The sequence below is a fragment of the Aeromicrobium yanjiei genome, from assembly GCF_009649075.1.
In the GTDB taxonomy this organism is placed as follows: Bacteria; Actinomycetota; Actinomycetes; order Propionibacteriales; family Nocardioidaceae; genus Aeromicrobium; species Aeromicrobium yanjiei.
Map to the genome: position 1 here is coordinate 937,073 of NZ_CP045737.1, position 16,466 is coordinate 953,538.

General features: G+C 70.7%; 18 protein-coding genes and 2 tRNA genes. 8 read left to right on the forward strand and 12 right to left on the reverse strand.

Translation table 11 applies throughout. From position 1 onward, the window contains the following. Positions 1–185: 185 nt before the first annotated feature. Together GEV26_RS04815 and GEV26_RS04820 are read left to right on the forward strand one after the other, a co-directional pair. Positions 186–2,690: an ATP-binding protein gene (locus GEV26_RS04815; RefSeq protein WP_243838926.1), complete on the forward strand. Its 2,505-nt coding sequence runs from the start codon at positions 186–188 to the stop codon at positions 2,688–2,690. Beyond that, a complete protein-coding gene (locus GEV26_RS04820; RefSeq protein ID WP_153652011.1) occupies positions 2,687–3,361 on the forward strand; it encodes a response regulator in 675 nt (224 codons plus the stop codon). The genes GEV26_RS04815 and GEV26_RS04820 overlap by 4 nt, the downstream gene beginning before the upstream one ends. Before the next feature lie 19 nt (positions 3,362–3,380). On the opposite strand, the gene GEV26_RS04825 is transcribed toward GEV26_RS04820, so the two are convergent. From GEV26_RS04825 to GEV26_RS04850, 6 genes are all read right to left on the reverse strand, one after another. After that, positions 3,381–3,674, reverse strand: a complete 294-nt coding sequence (locus GEV26_RS04825; protein WP_153652012.1) for a DUF503 domain-containing protein — start codon at positions 3,672–3,674, stop codon at positions 3,381–3,383. Then, the gene (locus tag GEV26_RS04830; RefSeq protein WP_153652013.1) at positions 3,674–3,955 is read right to left on the reverse strand and encodes a TFIIB-type zinc ribbon-containing protein; all 282 of its coding nucleotides are present in this window, start codon (positions 3,953–3,955) and stop codon (positions 3,674–3,676) included. The genes GEV26_RS04825 and GEV26_RS04830 overlap by 1 nt, the downstream gene beginning before the upstream one ends. Positions 3,956–4,016: 61 nt before the next feature. Beyond that, positions 4,017–4,346 carry a TraR/DksA family transcriptional regulator gene (locus tag GEV26_RS04835; protein WP_153652014.1) on the reverse strand — a complete coding sequence of 110 codons (330 nt, stop codon included), beginning with the start codon at positions 4,344–4,346 and terminating at the stop codon, positions 4,017–4,019. A gap of 75 nt (positions 4,347–4,421) precedes the next feature. Continuing rightward, positions 4,422–4,497: transfer RNA gene (locus GEV26_RS04840), tRNA-Lys, on the reverse strand. 16 nt (positions 4,498–4,513) lie between these two features. Further along, positions 4,514–6,052: a phytoene desaturase family protein gene (locus tag GEV26_RS04845; RefSeq protein ID WP_153652015.1), complete on the reverse strand. Its 1,539-nt coding sequence runs from the start codon at positions 6,050–6,052 to the stop codon at positions 4,514–4,516. After that, positions 6,042–6,722, reverse strand: coding sequence for a DNA alkylation repair protein (locus GEV26_RS04850; protein WP_153652016.1), 681 nt, complete (start codon positions 6,720–6,722; stop codon positions 6,042–6,044). Before GEV26_RS04850 ends, GEV26_RS04845 begins: the two co-directional genes overlap by 11 nt. Positions 6,723–6,797: 75 nt before the next feature. On the opposite strand from GEV26_RS04850, the gene GEV26_RS04855 reads away from it, so the two are divergent. Further along, positions 6,798–7,784 (forward strand): pirin family protein, encoded by a 987-nt coding sequence (locus GEV26_RS04855; RefSeq protein WP_153652017.1) that lies wholly within the window; start codon positions 6,798–6,800, stop codon positions 7,782–7,784. Positions 7,785–7,788: 4 nt separating this feature from the next. On the opposite strand, the gene GEV26_RS04860 is transcribed toward GEV26_RS04855, so the two are convergent. Further along, on the reverse strand, positions 7,789–8,454 hold the full coding sequence (locus GEV26_RS04860) for a histidine phosphatase family protein (protein ID WP_153652018.1): 666 nt from the start codon (positions 8,452–8,454) through the stop codon (positions 7,789–7,791). Between the two features lie 29 nt (positions 8,455–8,483). On the opposite strand from GEV26_RS04860, the gene glpK reads away from it, so the two are divergent. The 4 genes from glpK to GEV26_RS04880 are packed head-to-tail and all read left to right on the forward strand — an operon-like array spanning position 8,484 to position 13,304. After that, on the forward strand, positions 8,484–9,995 hold the full coding sequence (gene glpK / locus GEV26_RS04865; protein ID WP_153652019.1) for a glycerol kinase GlpK: 1,512 nt from the start codon (positions 8,484–8,486) through the stop codon (positions 9,993–9,995). A 32-nt stretch (positions 9,996–10,027) separates the two neighbouring features. Next, positions 10,028–10,747, forward strand: a complete 720-nt coding sequence (locus GEV26_RS04870) for a DinB family protein (RefSeq protein WP_153652020.1) — start codon at positions 10,028–10,030, stop codon at positions 10,745–10,747. Between the two features lie 59 nt (positions 10,748–10,806). After that, positions 10,807–12,555: a glycerol-3-phosphate dehydrogenase/oxidase gene (locus tag GEV26_RS04875; RefSeq protein ID WP_153652021.1), complete on the forward strand. Its 1,749-nt coding sequence runs from the start codon at positions 10,807–10,809 to the stop codon at positions 12,553–12,555. Continuing rightward, positions 12,552–13,304 carry a DUF4097 family beta strand repeat-containing protein gene (locus GEV26_RS04880; RefSeq protein ID WP_153652022.1) on the forward strand — a complete coding sequence of 251 codons (753 nt, stop codon included), beginning with the start codon at positions 12,552–12,554 and terminating at the stop codon, positions 13,302–13,304. The genes GEV26_RS04875 and GEV26_RS04880 overlap by 4 nt, the downstream gene beginning before the upstream one ends. Before the next feature lie 56 nt (positions 13,305–13,360). Here the strand turns inward: GEV26_RS04880 and GEV26_RS04885 are convergent. Both GEV26_RS04885 and orn read right to left on the reverse strand, forming a co-directional pair. Continuing rightward, positions 13,361–13,436: transfer RNA gene (locus tag GEV26_RS04885), tRNA-His, on the reverse strand. Positions 13,437–13,508: 72 nt separating this feature from the next. Continuing rightward, positions 13,509–14,120, reverse strand: coding sequence for an oligoribonuclease (gene orn / locus GEV26_RS04890; protein ID WP_153652023.1), 612 nt, complete (start codon positions 14,118–14,120; stop codon positions 13,509–13,511). A 172-nt stretch (positions 14,121–14,292) separates the two neighbouring features. Between orn and GEV26_RS04895 the strand changes: the two genes are divergently transcribed. Continuing rightward, complete coding sequence (locus GEV26_RS04895; RefSeq protein ID WP_153652024.1) at positions 14,293–15,081, forward strand: DsbA family protein; 789 nt, start codon at positions 14,293–14,295, stop codon at positions 15,079–15,081. On the opposite strand, the gene crcB is transcribed toward GEV26_RS04895, so the two are convergent. The 3 genes from crcB to GEV26_RS04910 are packed head-to-tail and all read right to left on the reverse strand — an operon-like array spanning position 15,078 to position 16,431. Then, positions 15,078–15,428 (reverse strand): fluoride efflux transporter CrcB, encoded by a 351-nt coding sequence (gene crcB, locus GEV26_RS04900; protein WP_153652025.1) that lies wholly within the window; start codon positions 15,426–15,428, stop codon positions 15,078–15,080. The two genes, GEV26_RS04895 and crcB, sit on opposite strands and share 4 nt — an antisense overlap. Next, positions 15,425–15,808, reverse strand: a complete 384-nt coding sequence (locus GEV26_RS04905; protein WP_153652026.1) for a fluoride efflux transporter FluC — start codon at positions 15,806–15,808, stop codon at positions 15,425–15,427. Before GEV26_RS04905 ends, crcB begins: the two co-directional genes overlap by 4 nt. Further along, positions 15,805–16,431, reverse strand: coding sequence for a LysE/ArgO family amino acid transporter (locus GEV26_RS04910; protein ID WP_153652027.1), 627 nt, complete (start codon positions 16,429–16,431; stop codon positions 15,805–15,807). Before GEV26_RS04910 ends, GEV26_RS04905 begins: the two co-directional genes overlap by 4 nt. Positions 16,432–16,466 lie beyond the last annotated feature (35 nt).

The following is a 16,466-nucleotide window of genomic DNA, read 5'->3' on the forward strand; positions in this document are numbered from 1 at the left end:
CGTACCGCTGGCCGCGGTTTCCCAGGAGGACCCCGAAACCTGACACGGCACCCCGGTCGTACCAAGGGTGACGCGTCAGGAACCGGGGTGAGGCACCGCGGATTCCCAGGTTCTCCTGGGAATCTGCGGCGGCGGGCGGGCCCGACCGCCGCGGCGTGACTCCGCGGGGGGTGCACACTGAGTCCGTGGAGTCCGCAGCACCGACCAGGGGCACCCTCCGGGTGTACCTCGGGGCCTCGCCCGGGGTCGGCAAGACGTACGCGATGCTCGCCGAGGGGCGCCGTCGCGCCGAGCGCGGTGCTGACGTGGTGGTCGGCCTCGTGGAGACGCACGGACGCCCACGCACGGTCGAGCAGATCGGCGATCTCGAGGTGCTGCCCCGTCTCGAGGTCGAGCGCGGCGCGACGATCCAGCAGGAGCTGGACCTCGCGGGTCTCCTCGCGCGGTCGCCCCAGGTGGCGCTCGTGGACGAGCTCGCCCACACCAACGTCCCTGGCCTCACGCACGAGAAGCGGTGGCAGGACGTCGAGGACCTCCTCGCCGCCGGCATCTGCGTCATCACGACCGTCAACATCCAGCACCTCGAGTCGCTCAACGACGTCGTCGAGTCGATCACGGGTGTACGCCAGCGCGAGACCGTGCCCGACACCGTGGTGCGCCGGGCCGATGCCATCGAGCTGGTGGACATGAGCCCGCAGGCACTGCGCAGACGCATGGCGCACGGCAACATCTACGCCCCGGAGCAGGTCGACCCGGCCCTGTCCCACTTCTTTCGCGAAGGCAACCTGACGGCGCTGCGCGAGCTCGCGCTGCTGTGGCTGGCCGACCGCGTCGACGAGGGCATGGAGCGCTACCGGACCGATCACGAGATCGAGTCCACCTGGGCGACCCGCGAGCGGATCGTGGTCGCGGTGACCGGTGGGCCGGAGTCCGAGGGGCTGCTGCGCCGGGCCGCCCGCATCGCCTCGAGGACGGGGGGAGGGGAGTGGCTCGCTCTGTACGTCAGCCGGGGCGACGGCCTGGTGACGATGGACCCTGCACGGCTGCACCGGCTGCACGCCGTCACCGAGGACATGGGTGGGACGTTCCACACGGTCGTCGGCGACGACGCCGCCGCGGCGATCCTCGACTTCGCGCGGGCCGAGAACGCGACCCAGGTCGTCATCGGGGCGAGCCGGCGCGGCCGGCTGTCGACGCTGGTCGACCCGGGTGTCGGCGAAACCGTCATCGCCACGTCCGGTGACGTCGACGTCCACATCGTCACGCACGAGGAGGCACGTCGGCCCCGCGGTGGCGGACGGCGTACGCGCAGCGGCCTCAGTCGGCAGCGCCTGGTCGCGGGGCACCTGCTCGGGGCGCTCGGTCCCTTCGTCCTGTCCGGGCTGTTGCTGCTCACCGACGACCTGCACGGACTGCCGTCCGAGGCCATGGCCCTCATGGCACTGGTCGTGGCCACCGCGATCGTGGGCGGCCGCTGGCCCGCGGTCGTGTGCTCCCTGGTCAGCGGCTTCGCGCTCAACTTCTTCTTCACGCCGCCTCTGCGGACGTTCTCGATCGCCAGCACCGACAACGGGGTCGCGGTGGTGCTGTTCGTGGCGGTCGGGATCGCGGTGTCCTCGGTCGTGGGACTCGCCGCGCGCCGGACGGCCGAGGCCGACAGGTCCTCGGCCGAGGCGGAGGCGCTCACGGTGCTGTCGCACAGCCTCCTGCACGCGGGCGACGAGCAGAGCCTGCTGGCCGGCGCGTGCGAGCTGTTCGGCATGCGGGGCGCCGCGATCGTCCGCACGGCGGACGGCGAGATCGTGGCGGCGTACGGCGAGGCGACGCCGCCCTGGAGCGAGGCCGACGCCGCGGTGCCGGTCGACGACGACACGATGCTCGTGCTGACGGGGCGGCCGCCCGCAGCAGCCGACCAACGGCTCCTCAAGGCGTACGCCGCGCACGCCTCGGTGCTGGCGGAGCGTCGGCGTGCGATGCACGACGCAGCCGAGCGGCGCGCGCTGGCCGAGGCGGACCAGACCCGGACCGCGCTCCTCGCCGCGGTCTCGCACGACCTGCGCTCGCCCTTGGCTGCGGTGAAGGCTGCGATCAGCAGCCTGCGCAGCACCGACGTGGTGTGGTCGGCGGCCGACGAGCAGGCCCTGCTCGCGACCGTGGAGGAGGGTGCGGACCGCCTCGACGACCTCGTGACCAACCTCCTCGACATGAGTCGCCTTCGCCTCGGAGCCGTCACGCCCCACGTCGACGAGGTCGATCTCAGGAGTGCGGTCGCGTCAGTGCTGGGCTCGCTGCCTGACCGCGACCGGGTGGACGTGAGGATCGACCCGGTCGCGTCCCTCGTCGCGGCCGACACAGGGCTCGTGGAGCGTGTGCTGGCCAACCTGATCGGCAACGCCGTGACCTACGCGCCGGCGCCCGCGCGGATCGTCGTCGACGCGACACCGGTGGCCGACCGCGCGGTGATCCGCGTCGCCGACACCGGCCCCGGCGTACCGGCCGCCCAGCGCGAGCGGCTGTTCGAGCCCTTCCAGCGTCTCGGGGACGTCCCCCGAGGTGAGGGAGTCGGTCTGGGCCTGGCCGTGGCCCGCGGACTGACCGAGGCCATGGGCGGTACGTTGACCGCCGAGGACACGCCCGGCGGCGGGCTCACGTTCGTCCTCGATCTGCCCCTGACAGGAGGGTTGCGGTGACGGTCGTGCTCGCGGTCGACGACGACCGGGCGATCCTGCGGACCCTCACGATCAACCTGCGGGCACGCGACTACGAGGTGGAGTGGGCCACGGACGGCCGTTCGGCGCTCCAGGTCGTCGACGAACGGATGCCCGACGTGATCATCCTCGATCTCGGCCTCCCGGACCTCGACGGCGTGGAGGTCCTGCGGCGCCTGCGCAGCTTCAGCCAGGTGCCGGTGGTCGTGCTGTCGGCCCGCCACGACTCCGACGACAAGGTCGAGGCGCTCGACGCGGGCGCCGACGACTACGTCACGAAGCCGTTCGACATGGCTGAGCTCCTCGCGCGGGTGCGGGCCGCGGCCCGGCGCAGCGCGGCGAGCGATGCGCCGCTCGTGGTCGAGAGCGGCGACGTGCGACTCGACGTGACCGAGCGCCGTGCGACGCGCGCCGGCGAGGAGGTCCGCCTCACCCCGACGGAGTGGCACATCGTGGAGGTGCTGGCGCGGCGACGGGGGCGTCTGGTGCGCCAGAGCGAGCTGTTGCACGAGGTGTGGGGGCCGGGCTACGACCGCGAGACCAACTACCTGCGGGTCTACCTGGCGCAGCTGCGTCGCAAGCTCGAGGTCGATCCGTCGCGGCCGCGGCTGTTCCTGACCGATCCGGGGATCGGCTACCGCCTGGTGGCCTGACGGCACTGCGCGGCGGCACTCAGTCGTCGCTGCTGGCGAGCCCGCGACGGGCCGACAGCAGGTCGAGCTCGGGCCGCCGGGAGACGAAGTCCTCGACCTTGTCCAGCACGTCGATCACGTGCTGGCTGTCCCCTGCGACGAGGCCCACGCCGATCCCGGCGCGCCGGTACAGGTCCAGGCTCCCGGTCTCGGCCGCGGACACCGTGAACGTCCTTCGCAGGTCGGCGACCAACGGGCGTACGAGCGCCCGCTTCTCCTTCAGCGTGTGGACGTCACCCATCAAGACGTCGAGCTCGACCCAGCCGATCCACATCAGTCGAAGAGCTCGGAGAGCCAGTGCTCCTTGCGCTTCTTGCGGTAGGGCTGCTGATCGCGCCGCCGGTCGTCGTAGCGGGGCTCGCTGTAGCTCGGCTCGCTGTAGCTCGGCTGGGCGCGCTGCGGAGGCGGCGGTGCCGTCTCGGACGCCGCGCGGTCGATGATCTTGTCGAGCTCGCCGCGGTCGAGCCAGACGCCTCGGCAGTCGGGGCAGTAGTCGATCTCGATGCCGGAACGCTCGCTCATCACGAGGGTGGCACCGTCGGTCGGACACTTCATGTGGGGTTCCTCCTTGTCTGTCCAACTGGATCGGGGCCCGCAGAGTTCCCGGACCCCCTGATCAGCTGCATGCGACGCACGTCACCGCGACGGGACGCGCCTCGAGCCGCTCGTGGGCGATCGGCCGTCCGCAGACCGTGCACACGCCGTACGTCCCTGCGTCGAGGCGTTCCAGCGCCGCGACGATGTCGGCGAGGTGCTTCTCGGCCTGTGCGACGAGGGCGCTGACCTGCGAGCGCTCGAAGGCGATCGTCGCACCCTCCGGATCGTGCTCGTCGTCGGCGTTGGAGCCCTCCGACGCGGCGATGATCCCGGCGACGTCCTGCTGCAGGAGAGCGAGCCTGGCTCGCGTGCTGGAGCGGTCGGCCTCGAGCCGTGACCTGGCGTCCATCGGGTCTCCTGGGTCGGTCGTGGGCCGGACGAAAAAGCCCCGGTTCGCATCTCTGCGTACCGGGGCCTCTCGCGCTGGTGCGGCATCAGGGACTCGAACCCCGAACCCGCTGATTAAGAGTCAGCTGCTCTGCCAATTGAGCTAATGCCGCGCGGGAAGAAACACTATCAGGGCACCTGCCGAAGCTTGTAATCGAGTACCGCATGAGCTGCGTTGTGGCCGCCGATCCCGCTCACCGCACCGCCTCTGCGAGCGCCGCTCCCGCACAGCAGGACGCGGGGATGGCGGGTCGCGACCCCCCATTTCTCCCCGGGGTGGCGGGCCTTCTCGTCCTCCTCGAGCCACGGCCACTGCAGGTCGCCGTGGAAGATGTGGCCGCCGGGCATGCCGAGCGCCGACTCGATCTGCGCGGGCGTCTTGTGCTCGACGCCGATGATGAGGGGCTCGATCGGCTCCGCGAGGTGCTCGTCGAGCGCCGCGATCACCTGGGCGTAGGCGAGCTCCGCGGCCGCGTCGTCGGGCAGCACCTCGTACGGGGTGTGCAGGCCGAAGTAGGTGAGCGTCTGGGCCTCGGTCGCGGCGAGCTCAGGTCCGAGGATCGACCGGTCGGTCAGGGTGTGGCAGTAGAGCTCGCCGGCGGCGCGCTCGGGCAGCAGGCCGGAAGCGGCGCGGGCGTACGCGGCCTCGAGCTCGCTCATCGACTCGCCGACGTGGAACGTGCCGGCGAACGCGACCGCCGGGTCGATCCCGGACGTCAACCGTGGCAGGCGCGAGACCAGCAGGTTGATCTTGAACTGGGAGCCGGACGGCTTGGGTGGCGGGGGATCGCCGAGCAGGCGCGCCAGCACGTACGGGGCGACGCCGCTGAGCAGCCAGTCCGCGGTGACCGTGAAGCCCTCGCCGCGTGCGGTGACCCCGTCGTCGCGGGTCTCGACCGAGGTGACCTCGGCGTCCGTGCGGATGTCGACGCCAGTCTCCCGCGCGACCCGCTCGAGCTCGCCGGTCACGGCACCCATGCCGCCGACGGGGACCCGCCACTCGCCGGTGCCGTTGCCGATCAGGTGGTACAGGAAGCACCGGTTCTGGACCAGGGACCGGTCGTGCAGCGACGCGAACGTGCCGATCAGCGCGTCCGTGCCGACGACGCCGCGGACCAGGTCGTGGGAGAAGCGACGCTCGATCGCGGTGCCGATGGGCTCGTCGACCAGATCCGTCCAGATCGCCATCTCGACCTGGTCGCGGAGCTCCCCGATGTGTGGCAGGGGCGACAGCAGCGTGGGCGCGATGGCGTCGGCCACGGTCTCGACCTCGGCGTAGAAGCGCCGCCAGGCGTCCAGCTCCTCGTCCGAGCCGGTCACGGCGCGGAACGACTCCTCGGTGGCCGGTCCCGGCACGGTCTCGACCAGCAGGCCACCGCCCTCGTACGGGGAGTACGACGCGGTGTCCCGGGACCGCAGCTCGAGCCGCAGGCCCAGGTCGTCGATCAGCTGCTGGGGCATCAGGCTCACGAGGTAGGAGTAGCGCGACAACCGTGCGTCCACCCCCTCGAACGGTCGTGCGCTGACTGCGGCGCCACCGACGTGGGGCAGGCGCTCCAGCACCGTGACGTCCCGGCCCGCCCGTGCGAGATAGATCGAGGCGACCAGGGCGTTGTGCCCGCCTCCGACGATGACGACGTCCGTGGACGTCGTGTGGTCATCCGACATGCTTCAGGGCCTCTCTCCTGGTCAGTGCACTCATGGTGTCGGAGTGCGAGTCCACGAACGCGCGAACCCAGTCCGGGTCCACCCGGGCATGGTCCCGCAGCGCCCAGCCGATCGCCTTGCGAAGGAAGAAGCGGCCGTCGTCGAGACTGGGCTCGATCACCTCCGCCAGCAGCTCGACGTCGGTTCGCTCGCGTCGTCCGAGCTGGCTGATGATCGCGAGGCGCCGCAGCCACATGTCGTCATCGGTGCTCCACGCCCGCACGATGGCGGCCGTCTCGGTCGGGTGGGTGTCGTGCAGGGCCGCCACGTGGTGGGCCAGCTCGTCCACGTGATCCCACCAGGCCCCTGTCGTGGCCAGGTGGGCGTAGAGCGGCACGAGGTCGAGCTCGCCGGCCGCGATCGGTCGGCGCAGCAGGGAAGCGGCGGCGTAGCGCTCCTCGCGGAACGCCGCGTGGTCCCACAGCTCGCGGACAGCCCGGGTGAGGTCGTCGAGCGTCTGCGGGGGGTGCGCGCGAGCGGCAGCAGCGGTGACCCTGCGGACGGTCGGTCGTGGAATGCCGAGGAAGGGCATCGCCGACTTCATGTACGCCTGCATCTGCGGTGCGCGGACGGGATCGGCCGCACCGCGCAGCCCTGCCCTGATCGCGTCGACGAGGGCGGCTGCGCTCATGGGGAGATCGTACGGGACCGCTTGCAGGTAGTTGAATGTTGAACTACTCTGGTGTCTCGACCAAGGGAGAAGACCATGCCTGCTGTGAACGTGACCGACTGGACCGTCCTGCCCCGGGTGGCCCCGGGACCCACGCAGCGGGAGGACCGTGCGCCCCTCAGCGTCAGCACGGCTCCCGTCGGCTACGAGGGCGAGGGCTTCCCGGTGCGTCGCGCCTTCGCAGGCGTCGACCCGGCCCGGCTCGATCCGTTCATCCACATGGACCAGATGGGCGAGGTCGACTATGCGCCGGGGGAGCCCAAGGGGACGCCGTGGCACCCGCACCGTGGCTTCGAGACGGTGACCTACATGATCGACGGCGTCATGGACCACCAGGACACCCACGGGGGAGGCGGGTCGATCACCGACGGCGACACCCAGTGGATGACCGCCGGCAGCGGGCTGCTCCACATCGAGACGCCTCCCGAGTGGCTCGTCACCAGCGGCGGACTGTTCCACGGCCTGCAGCTGTGGGTCAACCTCCCGCGGGCCGACAAGTGGTTGCCGCCGCACTACCAGGACATCCGCGGCGGCGACGTGGGCCTGGCGTCCAGCCCGGACGCCGGTGCCCTGCTGCGGGTCATCGCGGGTGAGGTCGACGGCGTCTCGGGACCGGGCTCGACCCACACCCCGATGGCGATGGTGCACGCGACGCTCCTGCCGGGTGCGGAGATGACCGTCCCGTGGCGCACCGACTTCAACGCGCTGGTCTACGTCATGGCCGGATCCGGACACGTGGGGCACGAGCGACGTCCGGTCCGGTCCGGACAGCTGGCCGTCCTCGGCCACGGCGAGACGATCACGGTCGGCGCCGACCAGCAGCAGGACGGCCGCACACCCGCCCTGGAGGTCGTCCTCCTCGGTGGGCTGCCGATCCGCGAGCCCATCGCCTGGGCCGGGCCGTTCGTCATGAACACCAAGGCCGAGGTCGTGCAGGCGTTCGAGGACTTCCGCAAGGGGCGTCTCGGCACCATCCCGACGGTTCCGCACGCGGACCTTCGCGGGGAGATGCTGCAGGACTAGCGGGTCAGGCGTCTTCCCGCTCGACCGCGGGGCTGTGGTCGGAGGCGACCCCGCGGGCTGCGGCCTCGCTGACCGACTGTCCCAGCCACGCCGAGACCTCCCAGCCGAGCCTGCTCGAGCCCTCGACCACGACGATGCCGGTGTTGACGACGTAGTGCGTGCTGACGAACTCCAGGTCGACGTTGAGGGTCCGGGTGGCGCACCACGCGCGGATGATCGCCCCGTGGCTGACCAGCGCCACGGTGCCCACTCCCAAGGCCTCGGCCTCGGCGACGACCTCGTCGAACCGGGCGATGACCTCCTCGCCGGTCTCGGCGCCGGGCATGCGGACGTCCAGGTGCCCGCCGCACCAGGTCAGCAACGTCGAGACGTACTGGTGCACGGACTCCGCGTCGGTGTTGCCCTCGACGTCGCCGGCCGAGATCTCCCGCAGCCCCGGGCGGACGATCGGCTCGATGCCGCGGGCCGCGGCGAGGGGAGCGGCCGTCAGGTGCGTCCGCACCATCGACGAGACGAAGATGGCGTCGATCGTGTCGCCCGACAAGGCATCGACGAGCTCTTCGGCCTGCTCCTGGCCGAGGTCGGTGAGTCCCGGCCCGGGGACCGTCGACTCGAGGACACCGGCGACGTTGGCGGGGGTCTGCCCGTGACGGATCAGGATGAGGCGCATGCCCTGAGCGTACGGATAGGGTCGGCGGCATGGCGAAGTATGTGGGCGCGATCGACCAGGGCACGACCAGCACACGGTTCATGATCTTCGACCACGACGGCCACGAGGTCGCTCGTCATCAGCTCGAGCACGAGCAGATCCTGCCGCGGGCCGGGTGGGTCGAGCACGATCCGCACGAGATCTGGGAGGCGACGCAGGACGTCGTCGAGGCTGCGCTCGGCCGCGCCGGCATCACGGCCGACGACCTGGTCGCGATCGGCGTCACCAACCAACGCGAGACCACGGTCGTGTGGGACCGGCGCACGGGCGAGCCCTACTACAACGCGATCGTGTGGCAGGACACCCGCACGGACACCGTCGTCTCGGCGCTCGACAAGACCGATGCGGGACGGCTGATCCACGAGCGCGCCGGTCTGCCGCCCGCGCCCTACTTCGCGGGCAGCAAGATCCAGTGGATCCTGGGCAATGTCGACGGCGTCCGCTCCGATGCCGAGGCGGGCCACGCGATCTTCGGCACGATCGACAGCTGGCTGATCTGGTGGCTGACCGGCGGCCCCGACGGCGGTCTGCACATGACGGACGTGACCAACGCCAGCCGCACGATGCTGATGGACCTCGAGACGCTCGAGTGGGACGACGAGCTGCTCGCGCTGTTCGACGTCCCGCGGTCGATGCTTCCCGAGATCCGGTCGTCCTCCGAGGTGTACGGGTCGACCACTGCTGACGGCCCGTTCGGCGGCGAGGTGTCCATCGCCGGCGACCTGGGCGACCAGCACGCAGCTCTTGTCGGCCAGGTGTGCTTCCAGCCCGGCGAGCTCAAGAACACCTACGGCACCGGCAACTTCCTGGTGCTGAACACCGGCACCGACATCGTCCGGTCCGACAACGGACTCCTGACGACGCTGGCGTACAAGCTGGGCGATGCGCCGGCCGTGTACGCCCTGGAGGGCTCGATCGCCGTCACCGGCTCGGCGATCCAGTGGCTGCGCGACCAGCTGGGCCTCATCAAGGCCGCCGCCGAGACCGAGGGGTTGGCGGCGAGCGTGGACGACAACGGCGGCGTGTACTTCGTGCCGGCGTTCTCGGGCCTGTTCGCACCGTACTGGCGCTCCGACGCCCGTGGGGTCATCGTGGGCCTGTCGCGCTACAACACCGTCGCGCACATCGCGCGGGCCGCGCTGGAGGCGATCTGCTACCAGAGCCGTGACGTCGTCGACGCGATGATCGCCGACGCCGACCTGGACCTGGAGATCCTGCGGGTCGACGGGGGAGTGACCGCCAACGACCTGTGCATGCAGATCCAGGCCGACATCCTGGGCGTCCCGGTGAGCCGCCCCGTCGTGGCCGAGACGACGGCGCTCGGGGCCGCGTACGCCGCCGGGCTGGCGACGGGCTTCTGGTCCAGCACGGACGAGCTGGTCGCCAACTGGAACGAGTCGATGCGCTGGGAATCGACCTCGACGCAGGAGCAGCGCGACACCGGGCACGCCCAGTGGAAGAAGGCGGTCGACCGCACCCTGGGCTGGGTCGATCTCGGCTGACGCCTGTCCGTGGCCGGGCGTAGCCTGCGGAGATGAGACGCTACGTGGACGAGGACCTGCAGGGTGCGGAGCTGCGCGAGTGCAACCTGAACCGCACCCGGATGATCGGCGTGCAGATGCAGGGCGCGGTGATCGACGGGCTGGTGACCGACCTCGTGGTCAACGGCGTCGAGGTCACCCAGTACGTCGAGGCTGAGCTCGACCGTCGTCACCCGGTGCGCCTGCTCCTGCGCTCGGACGATGTGGCCGACCTGCGCCGAGGGTGGCAGCAGCTCGGCACCGACTGGGCGGCGACCGTGGCACGCATGCGGCAGTCGCCCGGCATCGAGCACGAGAGCGTGAACGACGAGTGGTCGGCCGTGCAGACGCTGCGCCACCTGGTCTTCGTCCACGACTCGTGGTTCCGGCGCTGCTGCCTCGGCTCGACCGATCTGTTCACGCCGATGGGGCTGGGCATCGACTCGGTGCCAGACCGGGAGGAGCAAGGGCTCGACCCGTCGGTGGAGCCGACGCTCGACGAGGTGCTGGCGGTCCGGGACGAGCAGGCGGCAGAGCTCGAGCGCTGGCTGGACTCGGTCACGTCCGAGCAGCTCCGCGAGCCGGCACCGATCCCGGACAACGACATGTGGCCGCCGTACGCACGGGGACGGTCGCTGCGGCAATGCCTCGGCACGGTGCTGGGCGAGGAGCTGCAGCACCACCGGTTCTGCGTGCGTGACCTCGACCTCATCGAGGGATCCGCCGCCGGGTGACCCGCCTCGTGCGCCGAACGCGGTTAGTCCGTTCGGCCCCGTACTGATTGACTGAGGCCATGCGTCCCGTCGCCCTCTCTCCCGAGAATCGCCAAGCGGCGCTCGACGCCATGGCGTCGACGCCGCTCGACATCCTGGTCATCGGCGGCGGGGTGGTCGGCGGCGGTGCCGCCCTCGACGCGGCGACCCGCGGGCTGAGCGTGGGCCTCGTCGAGGCGCGTGACTTCGCCTCCGGCACGTCGAGCCGCTCGAGCAAGCTCATGCACGGTGGCCTGCGGTACCTGGAGATGCTGGACTTCCGTCTCGTCGCCGAGGCATTGAAGGAGCGCGGCCTGAGCCTGCAGAAGCTCGCGCCGCACCTCGTCCGCGAAGTCGGCTTCCTCTATCCATTGACCCATCGGGTCTGGGAGCGGTTCTACGCGGGCTCCGGCGTGGCGCTGTACGACGCGATGAGCAAGGCCTCCGGCTACGGCCAGGACGTGCCGCTGCACCGTCACCTCACGCGTCGCGGTGCCCGGCGGATGATGCCCGCGCTGCGCAAGGACGCCCTGGTCGGCGCGCTGCACTACTACGACGGCCAGGTCGACGACGCCCGTCACACGATGTTCCTGTCGCGGACCGCCGCGGCGTACGGGGCGCACGTCGCGAGCCGCACCCGCGTGATCGACCTGCTGCGCGAGGGAGACCGGGTCGTCGGCGCACGGGTCAAGGACCTGGAGTCGGGCGCCGAGTTCGACGTCCGGGCCCGCCAGGTCGTCAACGCGAGCGGCGTCTGGACCGACGAGACCCAGTCGTTCGCGGGGGAGCGCGGCCAGTTCCACGTCCGCGCGAGCAAGGGCGTGCACCTCGTGGTGCCGCGCGATCGCATCCGCGGCGAGTCGGGCCTGATCCTGCGCACCGAGAAGTCGGTGCTGTTCGTGATCCCGTGGGGACGGCACTGGATCATCGGCACGACCGACACCGACTGGTCGCTGTCCAAGGACCACCCGGCCGCGAGCCGCAGCGACATCGACTACCTGCTCGACCACGTCAACAGCGTCCTCGTCGAGCCCCTGACCCACGACGACGTCGAGGGCGTCTACGCGGGCCTGCGGCCTCTGCTGGCGGGCGAGGACGAGGCGACGAGCAAGCTGTCGCGCGAGCACGCGGTCGGCACCGCCGTGAAGGGCCTGGTCGTGATCGCGGGCGGCAAGTACACGACGTACCGCGTGATGGCCAAGGATGCGGTGGACGCCGCGGTGCACGGCCTGTCCACACAGCTCGACCGGCACGCTCCGGCGTCCGTGACCGAGGACGTCCCCCTGCTGGGCGCCGAGGGCTATCGCGCGCTGTGGAACCAGCGGCACATGATCGCCGCCTCCAGCGGTCTCGGCGTGGGGCGCATCGAGCACCTGCTGCACCGCTACGGCTCGCTCATCGACGAGGTGCTCGACCTCGTCGCCGAGCGTCCCGATCTCGGTCGTCCGCTGACCGGGGCCGACGACTACCTGCGCGCCGAGATCGTCTACGCGGCCTCGCACGAGGGGGCTCGCCACCTCGACGATGCGATCGCCCGGCGCACGCGCATCTCGATCGAGACCTTCGACCGGGGCACGGCGTGTGCCGAGGAGGTCGCCGGGCTCATGGCCGGCGTCCTGGGCTGGACGGATGCGCAACGGGACAATGAGGTCGACCACTACCTCAAGCGAGTGGCGGCCGAGAGGGAGAGCCAGACCATGCCAGATGACGAGACCGCCGACGCCGCCCGCATGGGTGCCGAGGACGTCGTGCCGGTGTCGACCCGCACCACCGAGGAGAGCTCTTCATGACCGAGCAGGAGGTCATCGCGGACTACGACGTCCGCTCGCCCGCCTCGCGGACGCTGCTGACCGTCATCGGGACCATCGTGTTCGTGCTGGTGGCCGGAGGGCTCGTGCTGGGCGCGTCCGTCCTGATGCGCGACACCAAGGTCTCGACGAGCGTGGTCGAGATCGGCGAATCGGCCCAGATCGTCGTCGACGCCGGCTCGGCCGACGTGCGCATCGTGCAGGGCAAGCCGGACGTCGTGCACGTCGAGGCGCGCGTCACGAGCGGTCTGCGCAAGACGGACTACGAGATCGGCCGCCTCGGCGACGACATCAGGATCGCCTCGGGCTGCCAGGCCTGGTTCAACCCCGGCTGCGGTGTCGAGACCACGATCGAGATCCCCAAGGGCTTCCCCGTCGTGGTCAAGACCAGCTCGGGCGACGTCGTGGCCGACACGATCGAGGAGGGTGTGCTGACGGTGCGAACCGGCAGCGGCAACATCTCCGGCACCGCGCTGGACGTCGACGAGCTCGCTGCGGACACCGTGACGGGCGACATCTCGGCGGACTTCCGCACCCAGCCGTTCGCGTTGAAGGCCAGCACCCGCAGCGGCGACATCTCCGCGTCGATCCCGCAGGGCGATCGCACGTACGGCGTCGAGGCGACGTCCCGGTCGGGAAAGGTCTCGTCCAAGATCGCCTCCGACGAGGACGGCAAGGGCTTCATCCGCGCGACCACCCGCAGCGGCGACATCTCGCTGCGCCACAAGTGAGCGCTTCGCCCCCGTGACACGGCAAGACCCCCGGACCGAGGTCACGGGGGTCTTCGTGGGGTGGACGACGGGACTTGAACCCGCGGCCACCGGCACCACAAGCCGGTGCTCTACCAACTGAGCTACGCCCACCACGCGTGCCGGGCATGCGCCCGGCACGGCGTTGAGAAGTCTAACGCAGGTCGTGCGGTGCCGTGGACCGGGTCAGGCCCGACCCGTCACCGAGCCCGACACCTCGGCCGCAATCGCCTTCGCAGTGTCCGAGTCGATGCCCGGCTCGGGGGTGAAGACCGCGCGACGGTAGTAGCGCAGCTCCTCGATGCTCTCCTGGATGTCGACGAGCGCCCGGTGCTCACCGCCCTTGGCCGGAGCGGCGAAGTAGGCCCGGGGGAACCACTGGCGCGAGAGCTCCTTGATCGAGGAGACGTCGATGACGCGGTAGTGCAGCCAGCCCTCGAGCTCGGCCATGTCCCGGGCCAGGAACGTGCGGTCGGTGCCGATCGTGTTGCCGGCCATGGGGGCCTTGCGGGGCTCCTTGACGAACTCGCGGACGTACGTGAGGACCTGCTCCTCGGCCTCGCGCAGGCTGAGGCCCGCCTCGAGCTCGGTGATGAGGCCCGACGTCGTGTGCATCTGCGTCACGAAGTCGTTCATCTGGTCGAGGGCGGCCTGCGGCGGCTTGATCACCAGGTCCACGCCGTCGCCGAGGACGTTGAGGTCGTAGTCGGTGACCAGGGCCGCCACCTCGACCAGCGCATCGGTCTCCAAGGAGAGCCCGGTCATCTCACAGTCGATCCACACCAGCTTGTCATTCACGTTCCGCACACTACTGCGAGGTGCGGCAGGGGACCGAGCACGGCCCGGTACGCTCGTATGGAACCTTCCACGACCGTGCCGCGTTGGTCAGTGTGGTGACCGGCGGGACGTCGTGTGCGTCCCCACCCGAACAGAGGTCGCGATCGACGCGACAGACAGACGAAGGAACGACATGGCGAACGATCGACAGGAACGGGCTGCGCGCGCAGAGCAGATGCGCAAGGAGCGGGAGAAGGCCGACCGCAAGCAGCGCAACCTCATCACGGTGGGCATCGTGGTGATCGTCATTGCCCTCATCGCTGTGGCGGGTGTCGCCATCAAGAGCACCAGCGACGACCGCAAGAAGAACGAGACGCTGGTCGAGCCCGCCAACGCCAACAAGGACTACGGCATCGTCTACACCCAGAAGGACGCGACGGGCAAGGCTCCGGCCGCGGACGCCGCCAAGCCGGTCCGGGTGACCGTCTACGAGGACTTCCTGTGCCCCGGCTGCGGTGCCCTCGAGCAGACCGCCGGCTCGTTCCTGAGCCAGCAGGTCGCGGACGGCAACATCGAGATCGAGTACCGCCCCTATGCGTTCTTGACGCAGCAGAGCACGAACGAGTACTCGCAGCGCGCCTGGAACGCCGCGGTCTGCGTCGCCGACAAGGGCGGTCCCAAGGCGTTCAAGGCCTTCCACGACATCCTGTTCGCGAACCAGCCGCAGGAGGGTGGCCCCGGTCCCGACGACGATCAGCTGATCGCGTGGGCCAAGGAAGCCGGCGTCACCGGCATCGACAGCTGCGTGACCAAGCAGACCTTCACCCCGTGGGTCGAGGACGCCCTCGAGCAGGGCAAGGACGACGGTGTCTCCGGCACCCCGACCGTGCGCGTCGACGGCAAGGACGTCAGCGGCAAGGACAACACGATCCCGACCGTCGCCGACATCCAGAAGGCGATCGACGCGGCCAAGAAGTCCTAGGCCGCCAGGGTCCATCCGCACGCAGCCGCCGCAACGCCCAGCACCAGCATCACCGAGGCGTTGACGGCGGCTGCTGCGTACCTGCGGTCGATCGCGAGCTGGACGGTGTCTGTGCTCGCGGTGCTGAACGTGGTGTAGCCGCCGAGGAAGCCCGTGCCGAGGATCGTCAGCCAGGTGCTGTCGGTCGCGAGCCCCACGAGCAGGCCGAGTGCGAACGAGCCGGTGACGTTGATGAGCAGCGTCGCCCACGGGAGCCGGTCCGAGGTGCGGGGGGTGATCCAGGCGCCGACCGACCAGCGGGCGCCGGCGCCGAGACCTCCCGCGAGGGCCATGAGCAGGGTCGTCATCGCACTGTCGCCCGTGCCGCAGCGATGCCGGCTCCGGCCGCGACGAGTCCCGCCACGACCGACCCCACGGCGTACGTCAGCCCGAGCGCGACGTGGTCGCCGCGCAGCAGGGCGTGCGTCTGGACGGCGAGGGCGCTGTACGTCGTGAAGCCGCCGAGGAAGCCTGTGCCCGCGAGCAGACGCAGGGTGCGCCCGGACCCCCTGTCGTCGCCGCGCAGGACGAGAGCGGCGAGCAGGGCGCCGAGGACGAACGAGCCGGCGACGTTGACCGCGAACGTCCCGGCCGGGAACAGCTGTCCGTCGTCGAGCCGGTCGGTGACGGCGAACCGGGTCAACGTCCCCGCCGCGCCCCCGAGGGTGACCAGCGCGAACGATCTCACGCGTCCATCAGACCACGCAGGAGGGTGAGGGCGATCGCCACCATGACGATCGCGATCACCCCGTCGAGCACGCGCCACGCGCCGGGCCGGGCGAAGACGGGTCGGAGCAACCGTGCTCCGTAGCCGAGGGTCGTGAACCAGACGAGGCTGCCGGTGGTCGCGCCGAGGCCGAACCACCAGCGGTCGTCCCCGTGGGTCCCCGCCACGGAGCCCAGCAGCACCACGGTGTCGAGGTAGACGTGCGGGTTGAGCCACGTCAGCGCCGCGGTCGTGCCGACCACCTGCCACAGGGGAGTGGCCGAGCCGGCGTCCTCGGCGGCGAGCGCGGCGGGCCGCCAGGCACGCCGGGCGGCGAGCGCGGCGTACGTCAGCAGGAAGGCCGCGCCACCGACGCGCATCACGTCCACCAGCCACGGGGCGAGGTCGAGCAGCGAGCCGAGGCCGCCGATCCCGAGAAGGATCAGAAAGGCGTCCGAGAGGGCGCAGACCGCCACCACGGCCAGCACGTGCTCGCGGCGAAGGCCCTGTCGCAGGACGTACGCGTTCTGGGCACCGATCGCGATGATCAGGGAGAGCCCGAAGCCGAATCCGGAGGCAGCGGCAACGAGTGCGGGGGAGTTCACGGGGTCGACGCTAGGGGGCGGTGGTGATGAAGTCC